The 15668-nt window shown below is 38.5% G+C and carries 12 protein-coding genes and 1 pseudogene; 4 read left to right on the forward strand and 9 right to left on the reverse strand.

What is annotated here, in order from left to right; translation table 11 throughout:
* Nucleotides 1–8: 8 nt before the first annotated feature.
* From VYJ22_RS09415 to VYJ22_RS09430, 4 genes are read right to left on the reverse strand one after another with little or no spacing between them, the layout of a single operon-like run.
* Nucleotides 9–527 (reverse strand): acyltransferase, encoded by a 519-nt coding sequence (locus VYJ22_RS09415; RefSeq protein WP_329903756.1) that lies wholly within the window; start codon nucleotides 525–527, stop codon nucleotides 9–11.
* Nucleotides 524–1357, reverse strand: a complete 834-nt coding sequence (locus VYJ22_RS09420; protein ID WP_329903757.1) for a hypothetical protein — start codon at nucleotides 1355–1357, stop codon at nucleotides 524–526. Before VYJ22_RS09420 ends, VYJ22_RS09415 begins: the two co-directional genes overlap by 4 nt.
* Nucleotides 1358–1410: 53 nt before the next feature.
* Entirely contained in the window at nucleotides 1411–2715 is a 1305-nt protein-coding gene (locus tag VYJ22_RS09425) for a lipopolysaccharide biosynthesis protein (RefSeq protein ID WP_329903758.1), read from the reverse strand.
* Nucleotides 2716–2721: 6 nt separating this feature from the next.
* A complete protein-coding gene (locus VYJ22_RS09430; protein ID WP_329903759.1) occupies nucleotides 2722–3759 on the reverse strand; it encodes an EpsG family protein in 1038 nt (345 codons plus the stop codon).
* A gap of 364 nt (nucleotides 3760–4123) precedes the next feature.
* Here VYJ22_RS09430 and VYJ22_RS09435 point away from each other — a divergent pair, with 364 nt between their 5' ends.
* Entirely contained in the window at nucleotides 4124–4516 is a 393-nt protein-coding gene (locus VYJ22_RS09435; RefSeq protein WP_329903760.1) for a DUF4372 domain-containing protein, read from the forward strand.
* A gap of 21 nt (nucleotides 4517–4537) precedes the next feature.
* Nucleotides 4538–5623, forward strand: a complete 1086-nt coding sequence (locus tag VYJ22_RS09440) for an IS5 family transposase (protein WP_329903762.1) — start codon at nucleotides 4538–4540, stop codon at nucleotides 5621–5623.
* A 59-nt stretch (nucleotides 5624–5682) separates the two neighbouring features.
* Here the strand turns inward: VYJ22_RS09440 and VYJ22_RS09445 are convergent.
* The 3 genes and pseudogenes from VYJ22_RS09445 to rfbA form a co-directional block, all read right to left on the reverse strand.
* A pseudogene (locus VYJ22_RS09445) lies at nucleotides 5683–5997 on the reverse strand (transposase); the annotation flags it as partial.
* Nucleotides 5998–6527: 530 nt separating this feature from the next.
* Nucleotides 6528–7001: an HU family DNA-binding protein gene (locus tag VYJ22_RS09450; RefSeq protein ID WP_329903763.1), complete on the reverse strand. Its 474-nt coding sequence runs from the start codon at nucleotides 6999–7001 to the stop codon at nucleotides 6528–6530.
* Nucleotides 7002–7497: 496 nt separating this feature from the next.
* Nucleotides 7498–8367: a glucose-1-phosphate thymidylyltransferase RfbA gene (gene rfbA / locus VYJ22_RS09455; protein ID WP_329903765.1), complete on the reverse strand. Its 870-nt coding sequence runs from the start codon at nucleotides 8365–8367 to the stop codon at nucleotides 7498–7500.
* Between the two features lie 1539 nt (nucleotides 8368–9906).
* Between rfbA and rfbB the strand changes: the two genes are divergently transcribed.
* Nucleotides 9907–11016 carry a dTDP-glucose 4,6-dehydratase gene (gene rfbB, locus VYJ22_RS09460; protein ID WP_329903766.1) on the forward strand — a complete coding sequence of 370 codons (1110 nt, stop codon included), beginning with the start codon at nucleotides 9907–9909 and terminating at the stop codon, nucleotides 11014–11016.
* Nucleotides 11017–11147: 131 nt separating this feature from the next.
* Here the strand turns inward: rfbB and mnmA are convergent, their stop codons facing one another.
* Both mnmA and argS read right to left on the reverse strand, forming a co-directional pair.
* Nucleotides 11148–12347 (reverse strand): tRNA 2-thiouridine(34) synthase MnmA, encoded by a 1200-nt coding sequence (gene mnmA / locus VYJ22_RS09465; RefSeq protein WP_329903768.1) that lies wholly within the window; start codon nucleotides 12345–12347, stop codon nucleotides 11148–11150.
* A 42-nt stretch (nucleotides 12348–12389) separates the two neighbouring features.
* Complete coding sequence (gene argS / locus VYJ22_RS09470; RefSeq protein ID WP_329903769.1) at nucleotides 12390–14183, reverse strand: arginine--tRNA ligase; 1794 nt, start codon at nucleotides 14181–14183, stop codon at nucleotides 12390–12392.
* An 862-nt stretch (nucleotides 14184–15045) separates the two neighbouring features.
* On the opposite strand from argS, the gene VYJ22_RS09475 reads away from it, so the two are divergent.
* Nucleotides 15046–15663 carry a uracil-DNA glycosylase family protein gene (locus VYJ22_RS09475; protein WP_329905610.1) on the forward strand — a complete coding sequence of 206 codons (618 nt, stop codon included), beginning with the start codon at nucleotides 15046–15048 and terminating at the stop codon, nucleotides 15661–15663.
* Nucleotides 15664–15668 lie beyond the last annotated feature (5 nt).

Raw genomic sequence — 15668 nt, forward strand, 5'->3', positions numbered from 1 at the left:
TTATAATTTCATTGCCTGATCTGCTTAATATGTTTAGCAGGTAATCCTCCATAAATCGAATTAGATTCTTTATAGGGCTTATTTAACAAGCTATTAGCTCCCAGAACAGAGCCTTTGGGCAGTATTGATCCTCCTAATACAGTACAATTTCCAGCAACCCATGAACCATATTTTAATATTATAGGAGCACTACTTCCTTTAGCGAAACGATATGACTGATTATAAAAACCATGATTACCATCCACTAACACACATTTTGGACCAATCATCACTTGATCTTCTAATGTAATATGGCTTCGTCCAGCTATAATAATACTCATATTGGCTATATAAACATCATCTCCAACTGAAATATATTCTAAGCTTTTTAAAATTACATCATGTGCCACCTGAAAATTTCGTCCAGATTTATTCATCATAAGGCCATACAAAAAGCCCCTTAACCTCATCAATACCGGAATATCAGGAAAAAAAAACATGATTGTATATATAAACCAAGAATATAGCAATAGAAATTTATGCATCATTTTATATTTGAAATATTATCTAATACTAACATAGAACTAATTGAAGAAGGGAAAAAGGGTTTTAATATTTTTTTTAATGGTTTTAAAAGAAATATAGCAATTTTTATTTTCATCTGATAATGGAGTTGAATTCTACAATAGGCTCTTCTAAATTCAAATTTATCAATTAAAAAATTCTGGACATTACTATGCTCTGTTAAACTCCTAGAACCTGCAATTATATATTTAAGACCTCTTTCTTTTAGATAATAACGTGTTAATTCATAATTCAATCCATATGTAGGATTATTTTTAGTGTAGTATACACTCAATTTCTCCATTTCTTCAACAACACAATCTTTCTGAACTAAAACAGCTTCAAACATAGCTGGTAAATTATCTTCAACATGATAACCTATCCAATATTCAACACCTCTAGAAATTGCCTCGTCAAGATACTCATGGAACATATTTTCATCCATGTCTGGTTTATCTTTTCCATATCTTAAAAAAGCTTCACAATATATTTTATATCCTACATTATGCATTTCTTTTGGTGTAACTAATTCATACCTGTATGTAGATAATGATTTCCTAATCTGTTTTTTCACATTTTTAGATTTAAACTTATCAATTTCAATAAATTTATCTTGAATGATATACCAAAAATTAGTCTCAGCTGTACAATCGAAGTCATAAACTTGTTTTATAAATAGAGCCCCGGATTTCTTCATTAAAAGATTTAAAGATTTTTTATCTTGAAATTTCCCTAGATATAAATCGTCGTAAAACTCAAGACATCCTTTGTATAATCGATATTGATTAATATCAATCATCACTTTCTCATTCATTATCTATAATAATTTTAATTAAAATAATCTAAAATATCATTCTCAAAAAGACTTCACTTATGAATTATAATTTTTTTTCTAATTTTTTTAAAGGCAAAGAGCCAAAAAAAGATAGATAAAACTCCAGCCAAAGTATAACTCCACAAATATGCCCAGGCACATTCTTCAACATTTGATGAAGAATATAATAGGGAAATATATAAAGCAATACGTAAAAGCATGGTTAATAAATTATATGGGAAAGAAGATATGGCATCTAGTGGATTTCTAAGCAATAAGTATAATGATCTTGGGATTAATGAGAAAGCAAGAATTGAAGCCATATTCTTAGCAAGCAGAAATTCGTCATTAAAGAATAGCCTTAATAATATATCACTAAATAATGATATAATAAATGCACCAAAGAGAGCTATTATAACAAATATTCCCCCCATAATAAATATCATATTAGAAATCTTTTTGAATTCTTTTTTTGCGTTCCATAAACTAACTCGCTGTAATATTACATTACCCGTAAAAGCAAAAAGAGGAGCAATGAGCAACTGTATTGATATAGCCGCAGAAAAAAGACCTAAAGATATATTACCATATTTAACTTGAATTATAAGTAAAGGAATAAAATCACCCAAGTTCATTAACATATCACTTATCATTCTTGGGAAACCGTAAAGAACAATCTTCTTTATCATTAAAATTCTATACTTAAAAGATCTCAAAATCAAAAGATGATTTTGTCTTGTATAAAAGATTAACTTAAATAGAGAATAAATGAAAATAAGCATGCTCCATACAAAAAATAGCCATTTACAATCAAATGAAAAAAAAACAGCTCCAAATACATAAAAAAGCTGGGTTATAATCTGAATAACATTAAACTCTTTATACTTTCCATTTCCATTACAATAAGCTAAAACCATACTATTTAAAGCTAGACTTAAAGAATAAAAAAATAGTGTATAAAGCCATTCATGCCCAAAGTTTTTACCTAAAAACAAATCTACAGATAAAGATGGATATAATAGCATAAATATAATTAAAACTAGGATATTAATACAAACTACTATATAAGAAGATGTTTGTAAAACACATAGTTTATGATATTTAAGATGAGCTTTGTACATAGCAAAAAACCGAGGTAGTGCGATATTCATCCCTCCAACAATAAATACAGCAAGTAAATTTGCACTTCTTTTTATAATATTATATGCACCAAATCCTCCAATTCCCAAATGGTTACTAATAATTTTATTTACGATAAAGGCCGTAATAAATATCACAATTTGAGCAAATAAAGAATATAAAATATCTTTACCTAATTGGGAAATATAAAATCTCTTTAAAGCTATATGAATATTCATTTTATATTAATCGAATAACCATTTAGAATTTTCTAACATACTTAAAGTCGCAGGAAAAACAAATGTTGGAATTGACAATAAAAATATTAAAAAAAATCTCAATGATATTTTAGAGGATATAGATTTATTATATTCTATTATCAAACAAAGGACAGGGATTAGTAACTGCAAAGAGTATATAGAAATACGCTCAACATAAAGAGATGTTCCCATTATTGCTGAACTGGAGATTGATACTAACATAATATATAATGTATATTGAATAATTATTCGGTTCAAGCCTTTATTATTTTTAAAAAACTTCAATTTAAAAATAATTAATAATCCTAAGCATAAAATCAATAAAGAGTAGAGTAGATTTAAATTCAAACCCGTATTAAAATCATAATCTGTTTTAGCAACAAAAGGTAGAATAATAATCACTGCCAATATCATAAAGATATACTTTGACATGTTTAAACCAGATTTTGTTTTAATTATAGGCAGAATTCCCAAAAACAATAGTGCTGAATTATGAATAAGGGTAGCTATAAAAAAAAGAAATATGGTGTATCTATATCTCCCTCCTGTTAAAGACTGAGATAATGCATATAGAAATATGCAAGTCGCGATAAATTGCCTATAAACATTCTGAAATGTAAAAACCCCACTAAAGGCTATAAAATAAAGCGGTAAAAAATAATATGGAAGGTTTAATCTATTTCTGATTGATATTAATATAATGAAGCAAATAGCATCCCAACAGTAAAAAACAGGCTCAACATGTCCTCCAAAAATATTTTGGCATAAAAATGCAGAAGTAAGCCAAAACAGGCCTTCTTTCACATAGTATAATCCATTATCTAGTAGCTCAAACAAATGAATATATTTAATTGTATCAGCATATACAATCATATCACTATGTAAATTTTGCCGAACTATGATTGAAAGCCCCATCAGAATTATAAAAGAAAAATAATCTATTCTTCTTTTACTTGTATAATAGCCCATAAGAGCAAAAAAAAGAGTAATTATTAAAAGAAAAATATAATATATATATTCCATTTCCAATCGATTAAAACAAGATTTAAACTTTAAGTTTTTAATTAAAAAATACAGAGCTAAATTTATTTTTCATATAATCATCTATATTTTTGTAATTGGATCCTATATTTTTATACCTAAAAGAAGTTTTAAAACCTATCTTTTTTTATCCGCACAAAGGTAGCACAAAATAGGGTTATTATTGATTATTTTTTAAATTTTGTTGAGATATTAGTAGAATAGGAAAAATTAGGCATACAAACTAAAAATTTTAACCCGTAGATCCAATGTTGTCCTAAACGTTTTGTAGATTAAAGAAAAAGGAAGTAGAGCTAAGTCACAAAATAGTTACCTTAGCAAAGAGCCCTCAACTCCTCTACTTCCTATGTCAAATATAACACTCTTTGCGCAAGCAATCGGCCAACTGCCGAAAGAAAAAATCAAAACAATCATTCGCAACGCCAAGACAGACAAGCACTGTAAGGGCTATGACACGTGGAGTCAGCTCATGAGCATGATGTTCTGTCAATTCTCTAATTGCGATTCGGTTAGAGATATTTCCAATGGTCTTCATTCTGCCAATGGCAATCTCAATCACTTAGGAATAAGTCGTGCCCCCTCCAAGTCTACTGTTGCATACCAAAACGCTCATCGAGATAGTCAGGTATTCAGAGCTATTTATTATGCCGTCTTTCAATATTTGAGACCTTTGCACGGTAAGTTGGCAAAAAACAGTCTTAATAGATTGTATATTAGCTATATATTTAGTATATTGTAGTATAAAACTCAGTAGTTTATTATGACAAACAAGCAAAAAAACACACAAGAAGGGGATGTAACCTTTGGAGACATTCTTTATCAGAGACGATATCGTAAGGTTCAAAATGAATTTTTGAATCAAATTGACCAATTGATTGATTGGCGCCCCATCCGTACGTTGATCAATAAGAAATACACGAAGAGACAGAATGCAGTTGGGGCACCTGCCTATGATGTGATACTTCTTTTTAAGATGTTGCTTTTGGAAACGTGGTACAATCTCAGCGACGTTGCCTTGGAGGAGCGTGTAAATGATTCCATTTCTTTTTCTCGCTTTTTAGGATTGAAGCTGGAAGAGGTTTCACCGGATCACAGCACGGTGAGTCGGTTTCGTACCTCCTTGACAGAGCTTAATCTAATGGATCCACTCTTAAAGATGTTTAACAAGCAATTATCCAAGCATCATATTTCAGTAAGAGAAGGCGTATTAGTGGATGCAAGTATTGTAGATACCCCCCACAAGCCTAATGGCTGTATCACGATTGAGGTGGCCGAGGATCGTGAAGATACACGTAGCGAGGAAGCTAAGAAGGCGGAGGCGGATTATCAGAAAACCGTGGTTCGTCAGCGCAAAGGAACCGATGAAGAAGGCAGATGGGTGTACAAGCATGGATACCGGTATGGATACAAGAAACATGTGATGACGAATGTTCAAGGGATAGTTCAAAAGGTGATTACCACTCCTGCCAATCGTAGTGATACGAAGGAGTTCATCCCACTATTGGAAGGAGAGGAAATTCCCAAAGAGACACCTGTTCTTGCGGACAAAGGTTACGCCTCTCAGGAGAATAGAGCATACTTACAAAGTCATGGATTACGAGATGGGATAATGCACAAGTCTCATCGCAATACACCGTTAACGGATATGCAGAAAGCCTTTAATAAATCTATAAGCCCTATACGAAGCACCATCGAGCGTACCTTTGGAAGCATCTGTAGGTGGTTCCATGGAGGGCGATGTCGCTACCGAGGGTTAGCAAAAGCACACACTCAGAACGTTATCGAAAGCATCGCCTTTAACCTTTATCGAACTCCGGGGATAATTGTGTCCCATTGTGTCGGATAATGTGAGAAAGCCCTCTTCGGAGCCCCTCTTTGGAGCTCCGAAGGGGTAAGGGGGGCATGTTCCGAGGCATTGCAGGGAAAGGAGGGTGTAAACTCCTGCATGCCACAAAAATATTGAAAATAAGCGTTCTCACTCCATTGTTCTACAACAGATTCATCTGAAATATTGCGCAAATGCTTGAGAATTAAAAGACCACACATTAAACGAATAGGCTTGCCGGGACGACCATTGTCTGGGCAATACAAGGAAGAAAAAGCCTCTTCGAACCTTTTCCAATCGATTTTATGGGAAAGTTTATACAGAGGATGTTGCTGGTTGAGCAAATCGTCCAGCGAAGAGAACAGTGATCGAACTGTTTGAGTAGGGCGTATCATAAAAAAATCTGCAAGTTTCTACATCCAAAGATACAAAAACTTGCAGATTTATCAAAGAACAAAAGAGTGTAATTTACTGTATATCAGAAAATAAATACGATTTTAAGGGACGACTAACTATTCATGAAACAATATATTATATTTATGCATTATTAACATGATTTCCAAATTATTAAGTCTCAAATTAAGGTTCCAAAGTTTTGTCAAATGGCATTTCTCTGTCGGAACGTTTTTTTTACTATCACTTTTTTCTTAGTTAGGCTTTATTATTTTCTTAGTTAGGTTGTAATATTTTCCTAACTACGTGTACCCGGTAGCGTAACTAAGAAAATAATAGTTCTTAGTTAGAAAAAAAGTGAAACGTAACTTGAAAAAACAAGAGATCCCGACCCATCGCTCTGAAGAACGACAGGTCGGGAATGATGTAAATAAGCTAAAAAAATTCCGCCGACCGGACTTTATTGTCCTGATCAGCGGAATTGCTTAGGGTGATTATGGTGCTTTGTGATGTACCCGGTGTTTACTTTTCGTTAGAGTCCTGTACCGGGCGTAACGCCGGGATTAGGATTGACGGGCGTATTATTGTCAGGTTTATTGCCTTTGGATGATGGCTTGAGCTTGTCGGTATCCATTACATTGATGGAGATGCCTGTGAGAGCTTGGCGCATGGCTTTTGATTTGGCAACGACCAAACGGGGCTTTTTCACTGAAGAGCTATCCACTTTCTCGGGATCGGTATGTTGCTTGGACCCGAAAGAAAAACGATAGGTACCGAGATCGTTGAGACAAACAGAATTTCCCCTGAGAAGCTCTCGACGCAAAATATAGGACAAACGCTCAATAGCACTGCGCACATCACCAACAGTGAGCGAGCCTGCATCGGAAATATCGGTTACGACTTCATCAAATGAAATGGTTCTTACTTTTTCAGGCTTTGCAAAATAAACTACCTTGCCTTTGTTTTGACCTACTTTGGCTACGCTTTTGGATAGATTGAAGTTCATGATAAAATAAAATTAAAAGTAAATAAATTGTAAAATAAATGGTTGTAACCCCGACGTCTTTGGGTTACTCTGCAAATATACAACATCGGATACCCCTTGTCAAGCTTTTGGGCAATTATTTTTAAAATAAAATCACAACACGTTTATATATAATAAAATACAAATCAATTGGGTGAAAGATTTTGGATATTGGGGGTGCTTGTGAAAATGAGGGGGAAGTAAGTTGGCATAGCTTATCTTATCGTGAAAAAGGTTACTTCGTTGTTGCCTCTCACTTTAGTAAACTACAGGTTTTCTTGCTTTGGCATAGTGATGGTTTAATGACGGTACTTGGGTATTTCCCCCTTTAGAAAGCTACAAGTTTTCTCGCCTTGGCATAGCTAAAATAGGAATTTGGCTCTGCCCTCGGCTTACCGAAAACCGTTAGCTAAAGAGAGTGTAGATTGGCCTCATAAAAGAAGACATGAAGGAAAGCCTTATAGGATTAAGGTGTGGTTTAAATCAGCGAAAGAAGATATTGCCCATATTGATTTTTCTTCATGGGTTCAGCTAGGCGACTTATATCACTACGAGTAATCCAGCCTTGATGATAAGCAATCTCCTCCAAGCAAGCAATTTTTAGCCCTTGACGTTTTTCGATGACTTCAACAAATCTAGATGCTTCGGACAAAGACTCGTGCGTACCTGTATCGAGCCATGCAAAGCCACGGCCGAGTTGCTGTAAGCGAAGCTGATCCCGTTGCATATAGATTTGGTTTACACTTGTGATCTCCAGTTCGCCACGTGCTGAGGGTTTTATCTCTTGGGCAATCTTGACAACATCATTGGTATAAAAATAAAGACCTACTACGGCATAATTACTTCGAGGCTGAATAGGCTTTTCCTCAAGGCTGATAACCTTGCCGCCTTCGTCAAACTCTGCCACGCCATAACGCTGCGGATCATTGACATAATAGCCGAAAATGGTACTCGCCCTTTGTTTACTCACAGCTTCCACAGCATCAGTAAGCATACGACCAAAGCTCTGTCCATAAAATATGTTATCGCCCAAAACCAAAGCAACATCATCATTACCTATAAATTGCTCACCAATAAGGAACGCCTGTGCAAGTCCGTCTGGAGAAGGTTGCTCGGCATAAGTAAGTTTAAGGCCATAATCAGCCCCATCGCCCAACAATCTTTTGAAAGAAGGTAGATCATCAGGAGTAGAAATCAGCAAGATATCGCGAATGCCCGCAAGCATCAGTGTGGACAAAGGGTAATATACCATAGGCTTGTCATAGATAGGCAATAACTGCTTGCTTACCCCTTTGGTTACGGGGTAAAGGCGTGTACCGGAACCTCCGGCCAATACAATTCCTTTCATAAATAGTGAGTTTTGCAGTAAAGTTAAGAAACAGTTTTGAACTTCAGATAATATGTAATACTTAAACGGTTCAACTTTCGGGTCACTTCAAGGGAGAAGGCGGATTGATCTCTTTACCACGCTCTATATATCAATTACAATCCTGAATAATTTAACAATGGCAATGTGATCAATCCCACTGCCCTCTTCTCCAAGGGGAAAGCGACCTGCATTGATATTATTCTGGTAGGAGGTATTTGGTTCTGCCCTCGGCTTACCGAAAACCGTTAGTTAGCAAGACTACAGGTCTTCTCGCCTTGGCATAGCTCAAATAGGTATTTGGCTCTGCCCTCGGCTTACCGAAAACCGTTAGTTAGCAAGACTACAGGTCTTCTCGCCTTGGCATAGCTCAAATAGGTATTTGGCTCTGCCCTCGGCTTACCGAAAACCGTGAAGAAATGGGTGGGGATTGAGGGGTCTGTAGTAGATTTTGATACGACAATGATTTGGATAAAAGAATGAAGAAAGAAGATCGATGTAGGGCTACCGCATCAAATTTAGGCCGATAAGGCAATTTATTGATAATCAAACCCTATTCTTCGGGCGAAAGCCCTCGCAATGACGGAAAGCGATAAACACACTATAGCCAAAGTAACCACGCCACCGCCAGTCATTGCAAGCCAAAGGCGAAGCAACCCAGCAAACAAACCAAAATAAGACTTTCTGGATTACTTCGGGCGAAAGCCCTCGCAATGACGGAAAGCGATAAACACACTATAGCCAAAGTAACCACGCTACCGCCAGTCATTGCGAGCCAAAGGCGAAGCAACCCAGCAAACAAACCAAAATAAGACTTTCTGGATTGCTTCGGGCGAAAGCCCTCGCAATGACGGAAAGCGATAAACATGCTACAGACAAAGTAACCACGCCACCGCCAGTCATTGCGAGCCAAAGGCGAAGCAACCCAGCAAACAAACCAAAATAAGACTTTCTGGATTACTTCGGGCGAAAGCCCTCGCAATGACGGAAAGCGATAAACACACTATAGCCAAAGTAACCACGCTACCGCCAGTCATTGCGAGCCAAAGGCGAAGCAACCCAGCAAACAAACCAAAATAAGACTTTCTGGATTGCTTCGGGCGGGAGCCCTCGCAATGACGGTGAACGATAAAAACGGAATCTGAATATCAATACCTTATGTTTTGATGCGGTTGCCCTGAAGATCGATGTATCAAGGCTATCATTTCGTCCAAAAAGAGTATTAGATTGTTAGTATCTCTTTCCATCGCTGAAATATTGACAAACTTGTCTCTTCACTCAGATAAGTAAATAAGAGGTTTGGGATACAGGCAAATCATAAGGTAGAGACATTGGGTAGCTTTTTATTTTCTGTATATTTGCAAAGCATGTTCATGATAAAAATTGTACAGAGTAATCTCACGAGTTGAGTAATGCACAATAAACTCTTCTACATATCATGCACAATGCAATACTCACACTCGTGAATAAAGATAGATAGACAGGAAGAAATATAATAAAGAAACAATCAAGGATTTACAAATGATATCTCACAATAAGCCGGAAGAGGCAAGCTATTCGGCTCATACATCCCACACTACTACTCATAATATTCTTATCACAGGAGGGGCCGGATTTATCGGCTCTCATGTAGTGCGTTTGCTCGTAAACAAATACCCCGATTATCATATCATCAATCTGGATAAACTCACCTATGCGGGCAACCTGAACAATTTGAGGGACATTGAAAATAGGCCCAACTATACCTTTGTGAAAGAGGATATCTGTAACTACGAAGGCATCGTAAAGCTAATGGAACAACATCGGATCAATGGTGTGATACATCTTGCAGCCGAGAGTCATGTAGACAGAAGTATCAAAGATCCGTTTACTTTTGCTCGTACCAATGTGATGGGTACCCTCACCCTCCTGCAAGCAGCAAAGGAGTTTTGGGCAAAAGACTTTAAGGGTAAACGATTCTATCACATTTCTACCGATGAAGTTTATGGTGCATTGGCTATGGGAGAGACATTCTTTACGGAAGAGACCAAGTATGATCCGCACTCTCCGTATTCTGCAAGCAAAGCGAGCAGTGATCATTTTGTACGGGCTTATCATGATACTTATGGTCTGCCTACGGTTATCTCCAACTGCTCCAACAATTATGGAGCATATCAATTTCCCGAGAAACTGATCCCTCTTTTTATTAATAATATCAGGCACAATAAGCCCTTACCGGTATATGGTCGTGGAGAAAACGTGCGAGACTGGCTTTGGGTAGAAGATCATGCCCATGCTATCGATCTTATTTTTCACGAAGGGAAGGATGGCGATACCTATAACATAGGAGGATTCAATGAATGGAAAAATATTGATTTGATCAAGGTATTAATTCGTGTTACAGATCGTTTGTTGGGAAATGCAGCAGGAACATCCGATCATCTTATCACCTATGTCACCGATCGTGCCGGGCATGATTTGCGGTATGCCATAGACTCTACCAAATTGAAAGAAGAATTGGGCTGGGAACCATCGCTCCAATTTGAAGAAGGTATTGAGAAAACGGTACGCTGGTATCTGGACAATCAAGAATGGCTGGACAATGTAACCTCGGGTGATTATCTGAAGTATTACGAGCAAATGTACAAGTGAATATTGCTTTCCGTAAAAATTTTACAGGAATGGGGAGGAAAAGATGCCGACATCTATACCTTAGGTGATGTTTTTGGGGGTAGTTATGATTTTGTAATACCCTACTTTTAGCCAAGAGTAAAAAGAATCAGCTAGTACCCTTTTGTAATCATGCCGCTACCAAAACAAAGTTGATGATCACGGTCATAGACTACACCGTATTGCCCCGGAGCAATGCCCTGGATTTTGTCTTCACTTTCAATACGGTATCCTATTACCGGATCATAATGTAAAAGCCCCTTGGTAAATTCTGGAGTATGCCTGATCTTGAAAGTAATAGCTAAAGGCTCCGTGAGTATATCGGGATGCTCTACCGGCGATGCTTTTCCTTGCAAACGCCATGGATCAGACGAAATGAAATCGAAAGTGTGCATCTCAATATTGCGCCCATACTGATCCTCAGGATCATACCCCCGGCTCACCAAAATGATATTGCGCTTGACGTCTTTCTTGACCACAAACCAAGGACCGCCGCTCAAGCCAAGCCCCTTTCTCTGCCCTATCGTATGAAACCAATACCCATTGTGTTTGCCTAAAACCTTGCCGGTATCACGGTCTATGATACGTCCTGGCTGAGTACCCAAAGCACGCTCAATAAATTCGTTATAATTGACTTTGCCCAGAAAGCATATTCCTTGACTGTCTTTGCGATGGGCACTGGGCAACTTCTCCCGCTCAGCAATGGCACGTACTTCGCTTTTGAGCAGATGACCTATAGGGAACATCAATTTGGAAACCTGCTTGAAATTGATCTGAGCCAAAAAATCTGTCTGATCTTTCACAGCATCTTTCGCCGTGGAGAGAAAAGTGACACCATCCACTAGTGTGGTGGTAGCATAATGGCCGGTAGCTATGTAATCAAACTCATGTCCCCATTTTTGCTCAAAACAGCCGAACTTAATCAACTTATTACACATCACATCAGGATTGGGCGTAAGGCCTTTCTTTACAGTGTCTATCGTGTATTGGACCACATTGTCCCAGTATTCGTCGTGAAGCGATACAATCTCAAAAGGACAATCATACCTGCGAGCCATGAGTTTTACAATCTCTATATCGTCTTCCCACGAACAATCCTCAAAACCATCCTGATCCATTCCGATCTGAATATAGAATAGAGAAGGTTTGAAGCCCGCAGCACACAACTGATGCACCACCACAGAGCTATCTACACCGCCACTAACCAAAGCTGCTACCTTGACATGGGCAAGATCTTGAGTAAGTTGCAATGAACTGAGCCATGGAGTAAGCTCCGCAGCTAATTGACTATCGCTATCAGGGGAAAATCTCATATATATAAAATAACAGGCAAATAATGCCCTCTTCAAAAATAATTACATACGCTCAGGCATCTCAATCCCCAGCAAACTCATGGCTCTACGGATTACAGAAGCCACAGTCTGAGAGAGTGCCAAGCGGAACGACCTTAGCTGATCATTCTCTTCTCTGAGAATAGAAAAGTCGTGATAAAACTGATTGTACTCCTTGACCAAGTCGTACACATAATTGGCTATCAATGCAGGACTATAGGTATAGCCCGCTTCCTTCACAACATCGGCATATTCCGAGATCTTTTGGATTAGCCCCTCTTCTTTTTCGGAAAGTTTGAGATCTGTAGTGATGGTTGCAGGGATGTCCATACCCGATTCTCCGGCACGGCGTATCACGGAGCAGATACGAGCATAAGTATATTGTATAAATGAACCTGTATTGCCATTGAAGTCTATAGATTCTCTGGGATTGAAGGTCATATTCTTGCGAGGGTCTACTTTGAGGATAAAATACTTCAGCGATCCTAATCCCACCTTACGAGCTATTTCGTAAGCTTCTTCCGCGGGCATTTCTTTGGCTTTGCCCATTTCTTGGGCAATATCGGCAGCAGTTTTTATCATTTCATCCATCAGGTCGTCGGCATCCACTACAGTACCTTCACGGCTTTTCATCTTGCCCTCGGGCAACTCAACCATACCGTAACTGAAGTGAGCTAGCCCCTTACCAAACTCAAATCCTAAGCGATCAAGCAGGATAGAAAGAACCTGAAAATGATAGTTCTGTTCATTACCCACAACATAGACCATCTTATCTATAGGATAATCGAGGAATCGCATCTTTGCCGTTCCTATATCCTGAGTCATATACACCGATGTACCATCGGCACGGAGAAGTATCTTACGGTCGAGCCCCTCATCGGTAAGATCAGCCCATACAGAACCATCATCATCTTTGACAAATAGTCCCGCATCGAGTCCTCTCAGCACCTCTTCTTTTCCTACCAGATAGGTTTCGGATTCGTAATATATCTTATCAAAATCCACACCCATCTTTTTGTAGGTTTCGTCGAAGCCTTTGTATACCCAGTCATTCATAGTACGCCACAGAGCAACTGTCTCATCATCACCTTGCTCCCATTTTCTGAGCATTTCACGGGCTTCCATCATCAATAATGAAGCAGCCTCTGCCTCTTCTTTAGATTTACCTTGTTGCATGAGCTCAGCTATTTCAGCCTTGTAATGCTTATCAAAAAGGACATAGAAATCACCTATGAGATGATCATCTTTCTTACCTGCTTTCTCAGGAGTAATGCCTTCACCCCACTTCTGCCATGCAAGCATCGATTTGCAGATATGAATGCCACGGTCATTTACAATATTGGTTTTCACCACCTTGTTACCGTTGGCTTTGAGTATTTCAGCCAAGCTATATCCAAGCAGGTTATTGCGCACATGACCCAAATGGAGAGGTTTATTGGTGTTAGGTGAGGAATATTCTATCATCACCAGCGGGCTGGAATCCGTAGCAGAACGGTGTCCGAAATTCTCGTCCGTGCGAATTTCATTGAGCAGTTCTATCCACGACGCAGCAGCAATAGTAAGGTTCAGAAAACCCTTGACCACTTCAGTACTGCACACAGCAGAGTCATGCTCTTTGAGGTATTCTCCTATCTCCGTAGCTGTTTGCTCGGGGCTTTTTCGAGATATTTTGAGCAAGGGAAAAGTCACAAGTGTCAAGTGACCATTAAACTCCTTTTTCGTTTTCTGCAGTTGTATCTGCTCAGCAGCAGGCTCCACACCGTACAGAGCTTTTACAGCTTGATTTACTGAATGCTCCAATGATGATATTATTGACATATTCTGTACCAATTGTATTTATTTCTACGGCAAAGATAACGTAATTACGGCTAACAGCCATTGCTCAAAGACAAAAACCCTCCAATAAGAAGTGTGGGTATAAAGTGAAAATAACCCACAGTAAAGTCGCTAATAAGGCTTCCGAAAAGGAGTAGCTAAAGCTCGAGCTGTTCTGATGACTCAACACTAAGGGATTGAAGATTATAAGCCTAACGAATATTATTGGAGACTGTTGCATAGCAGGTAAAGTGCAAGGCGCTAAGAGTGAGCGCACAGGGAGTTTACTTCAGGTAAATGACCAAGTGCGAATCTCGCAAGCAACGAAGCAATTGGCCTGCTATGCAACGGTCTCATAGGATGAATACCTAATACAATGCTGATTACCCGGAGACAAATCATTTCATCACAACGTAGGGTCAGAGACTCTCTGGAATTGGAAAAACATAGAATCATTAAAATAACAGAGAAGAATCTCCCCTATAGAGACTGTTGCAAAAGTCAACAGTCTCGTGGATTTTGGAGGCAAAGCCGACAAAAGACACTTTGACCGGGCAGAGAAGGTAAAGTGCAAGGCGCTAAGAGTGAGCGCACAGGGAGTTTACTTCAGGTAAATGACCAAGTGCGGATCTCGCAAGCAACGAAGCAATTTGCCTGCTATGCAACGGTCTCCTATAAGCACAAAAATATCTCCCATGGCTGAAAAGTAAGCCAATAAAGTATTTATCTTATGGCTAAACAATTATACTTCAGAATCTATTTCTATCTTTAGAAGCATATTGCTATAGTTGATGTCACGTGATGGGATGCTATTACTTCCCTTGCAAAAAACCATGTGGCAACAATAGCTGAGGTAATGAATTATATGACACACCAAGAAGTACATCCTTTGGGATTCTTCATCCCGCCCAATGCCCAGCTACTGATGCTGGGAAGTTTTCCTCCACCACGTGCCAAGTGGTCTATGGATTTTTATTATCCCAATTTCATCAACGATATGTGGCGCATACTGGGTACCATATTTTTTGATGATAAGGATCACTTCATCGTAGCAGGAGAAAAACGTTTTTCCAAAGAGCTCTGTGCAGCCTTCTGCGATAACATGGGCATTGCTATAGGTGATACTGCTGTAGAAATAACAAGGCTACAGGGAAATGCGGCAGACAAACACCTTCAGATCGATCGAGGTGCTGATATTAAAGCAATCATATCTTCTATCCCGGAATGCCGGGCTATCGTGGTCACAGGACAAAAGGCTCTCGATACACTGTTACTTTCTCTGGGAGAAACGACCCAACCCCAATTGGGTGGGTGGGTATCACTCACAGTTGATTCTCGAGAGATAAGACTTTACAGGATGCCGTCATCATCACGTGCGTATCCATTGCCTTTGCTCACCAAATGCATGCATTACAAATCCATGTTTGAGGAACTCGGCATGTTGCTTGGTACACCTACAACTACGGGCATTATAAAAAGCTAAAAAAC

Origin of the sequence: Porphyromonas pogonae (assembly GCF_036320655.1) — a bacterium.
GTDB classification, from domain to species: Bacteria; Bacteroidota; Bacteroidia; order Bacteroidales; family Porphyromonadaceae; genus Porphyromonas; species Porphyromonas pogonae.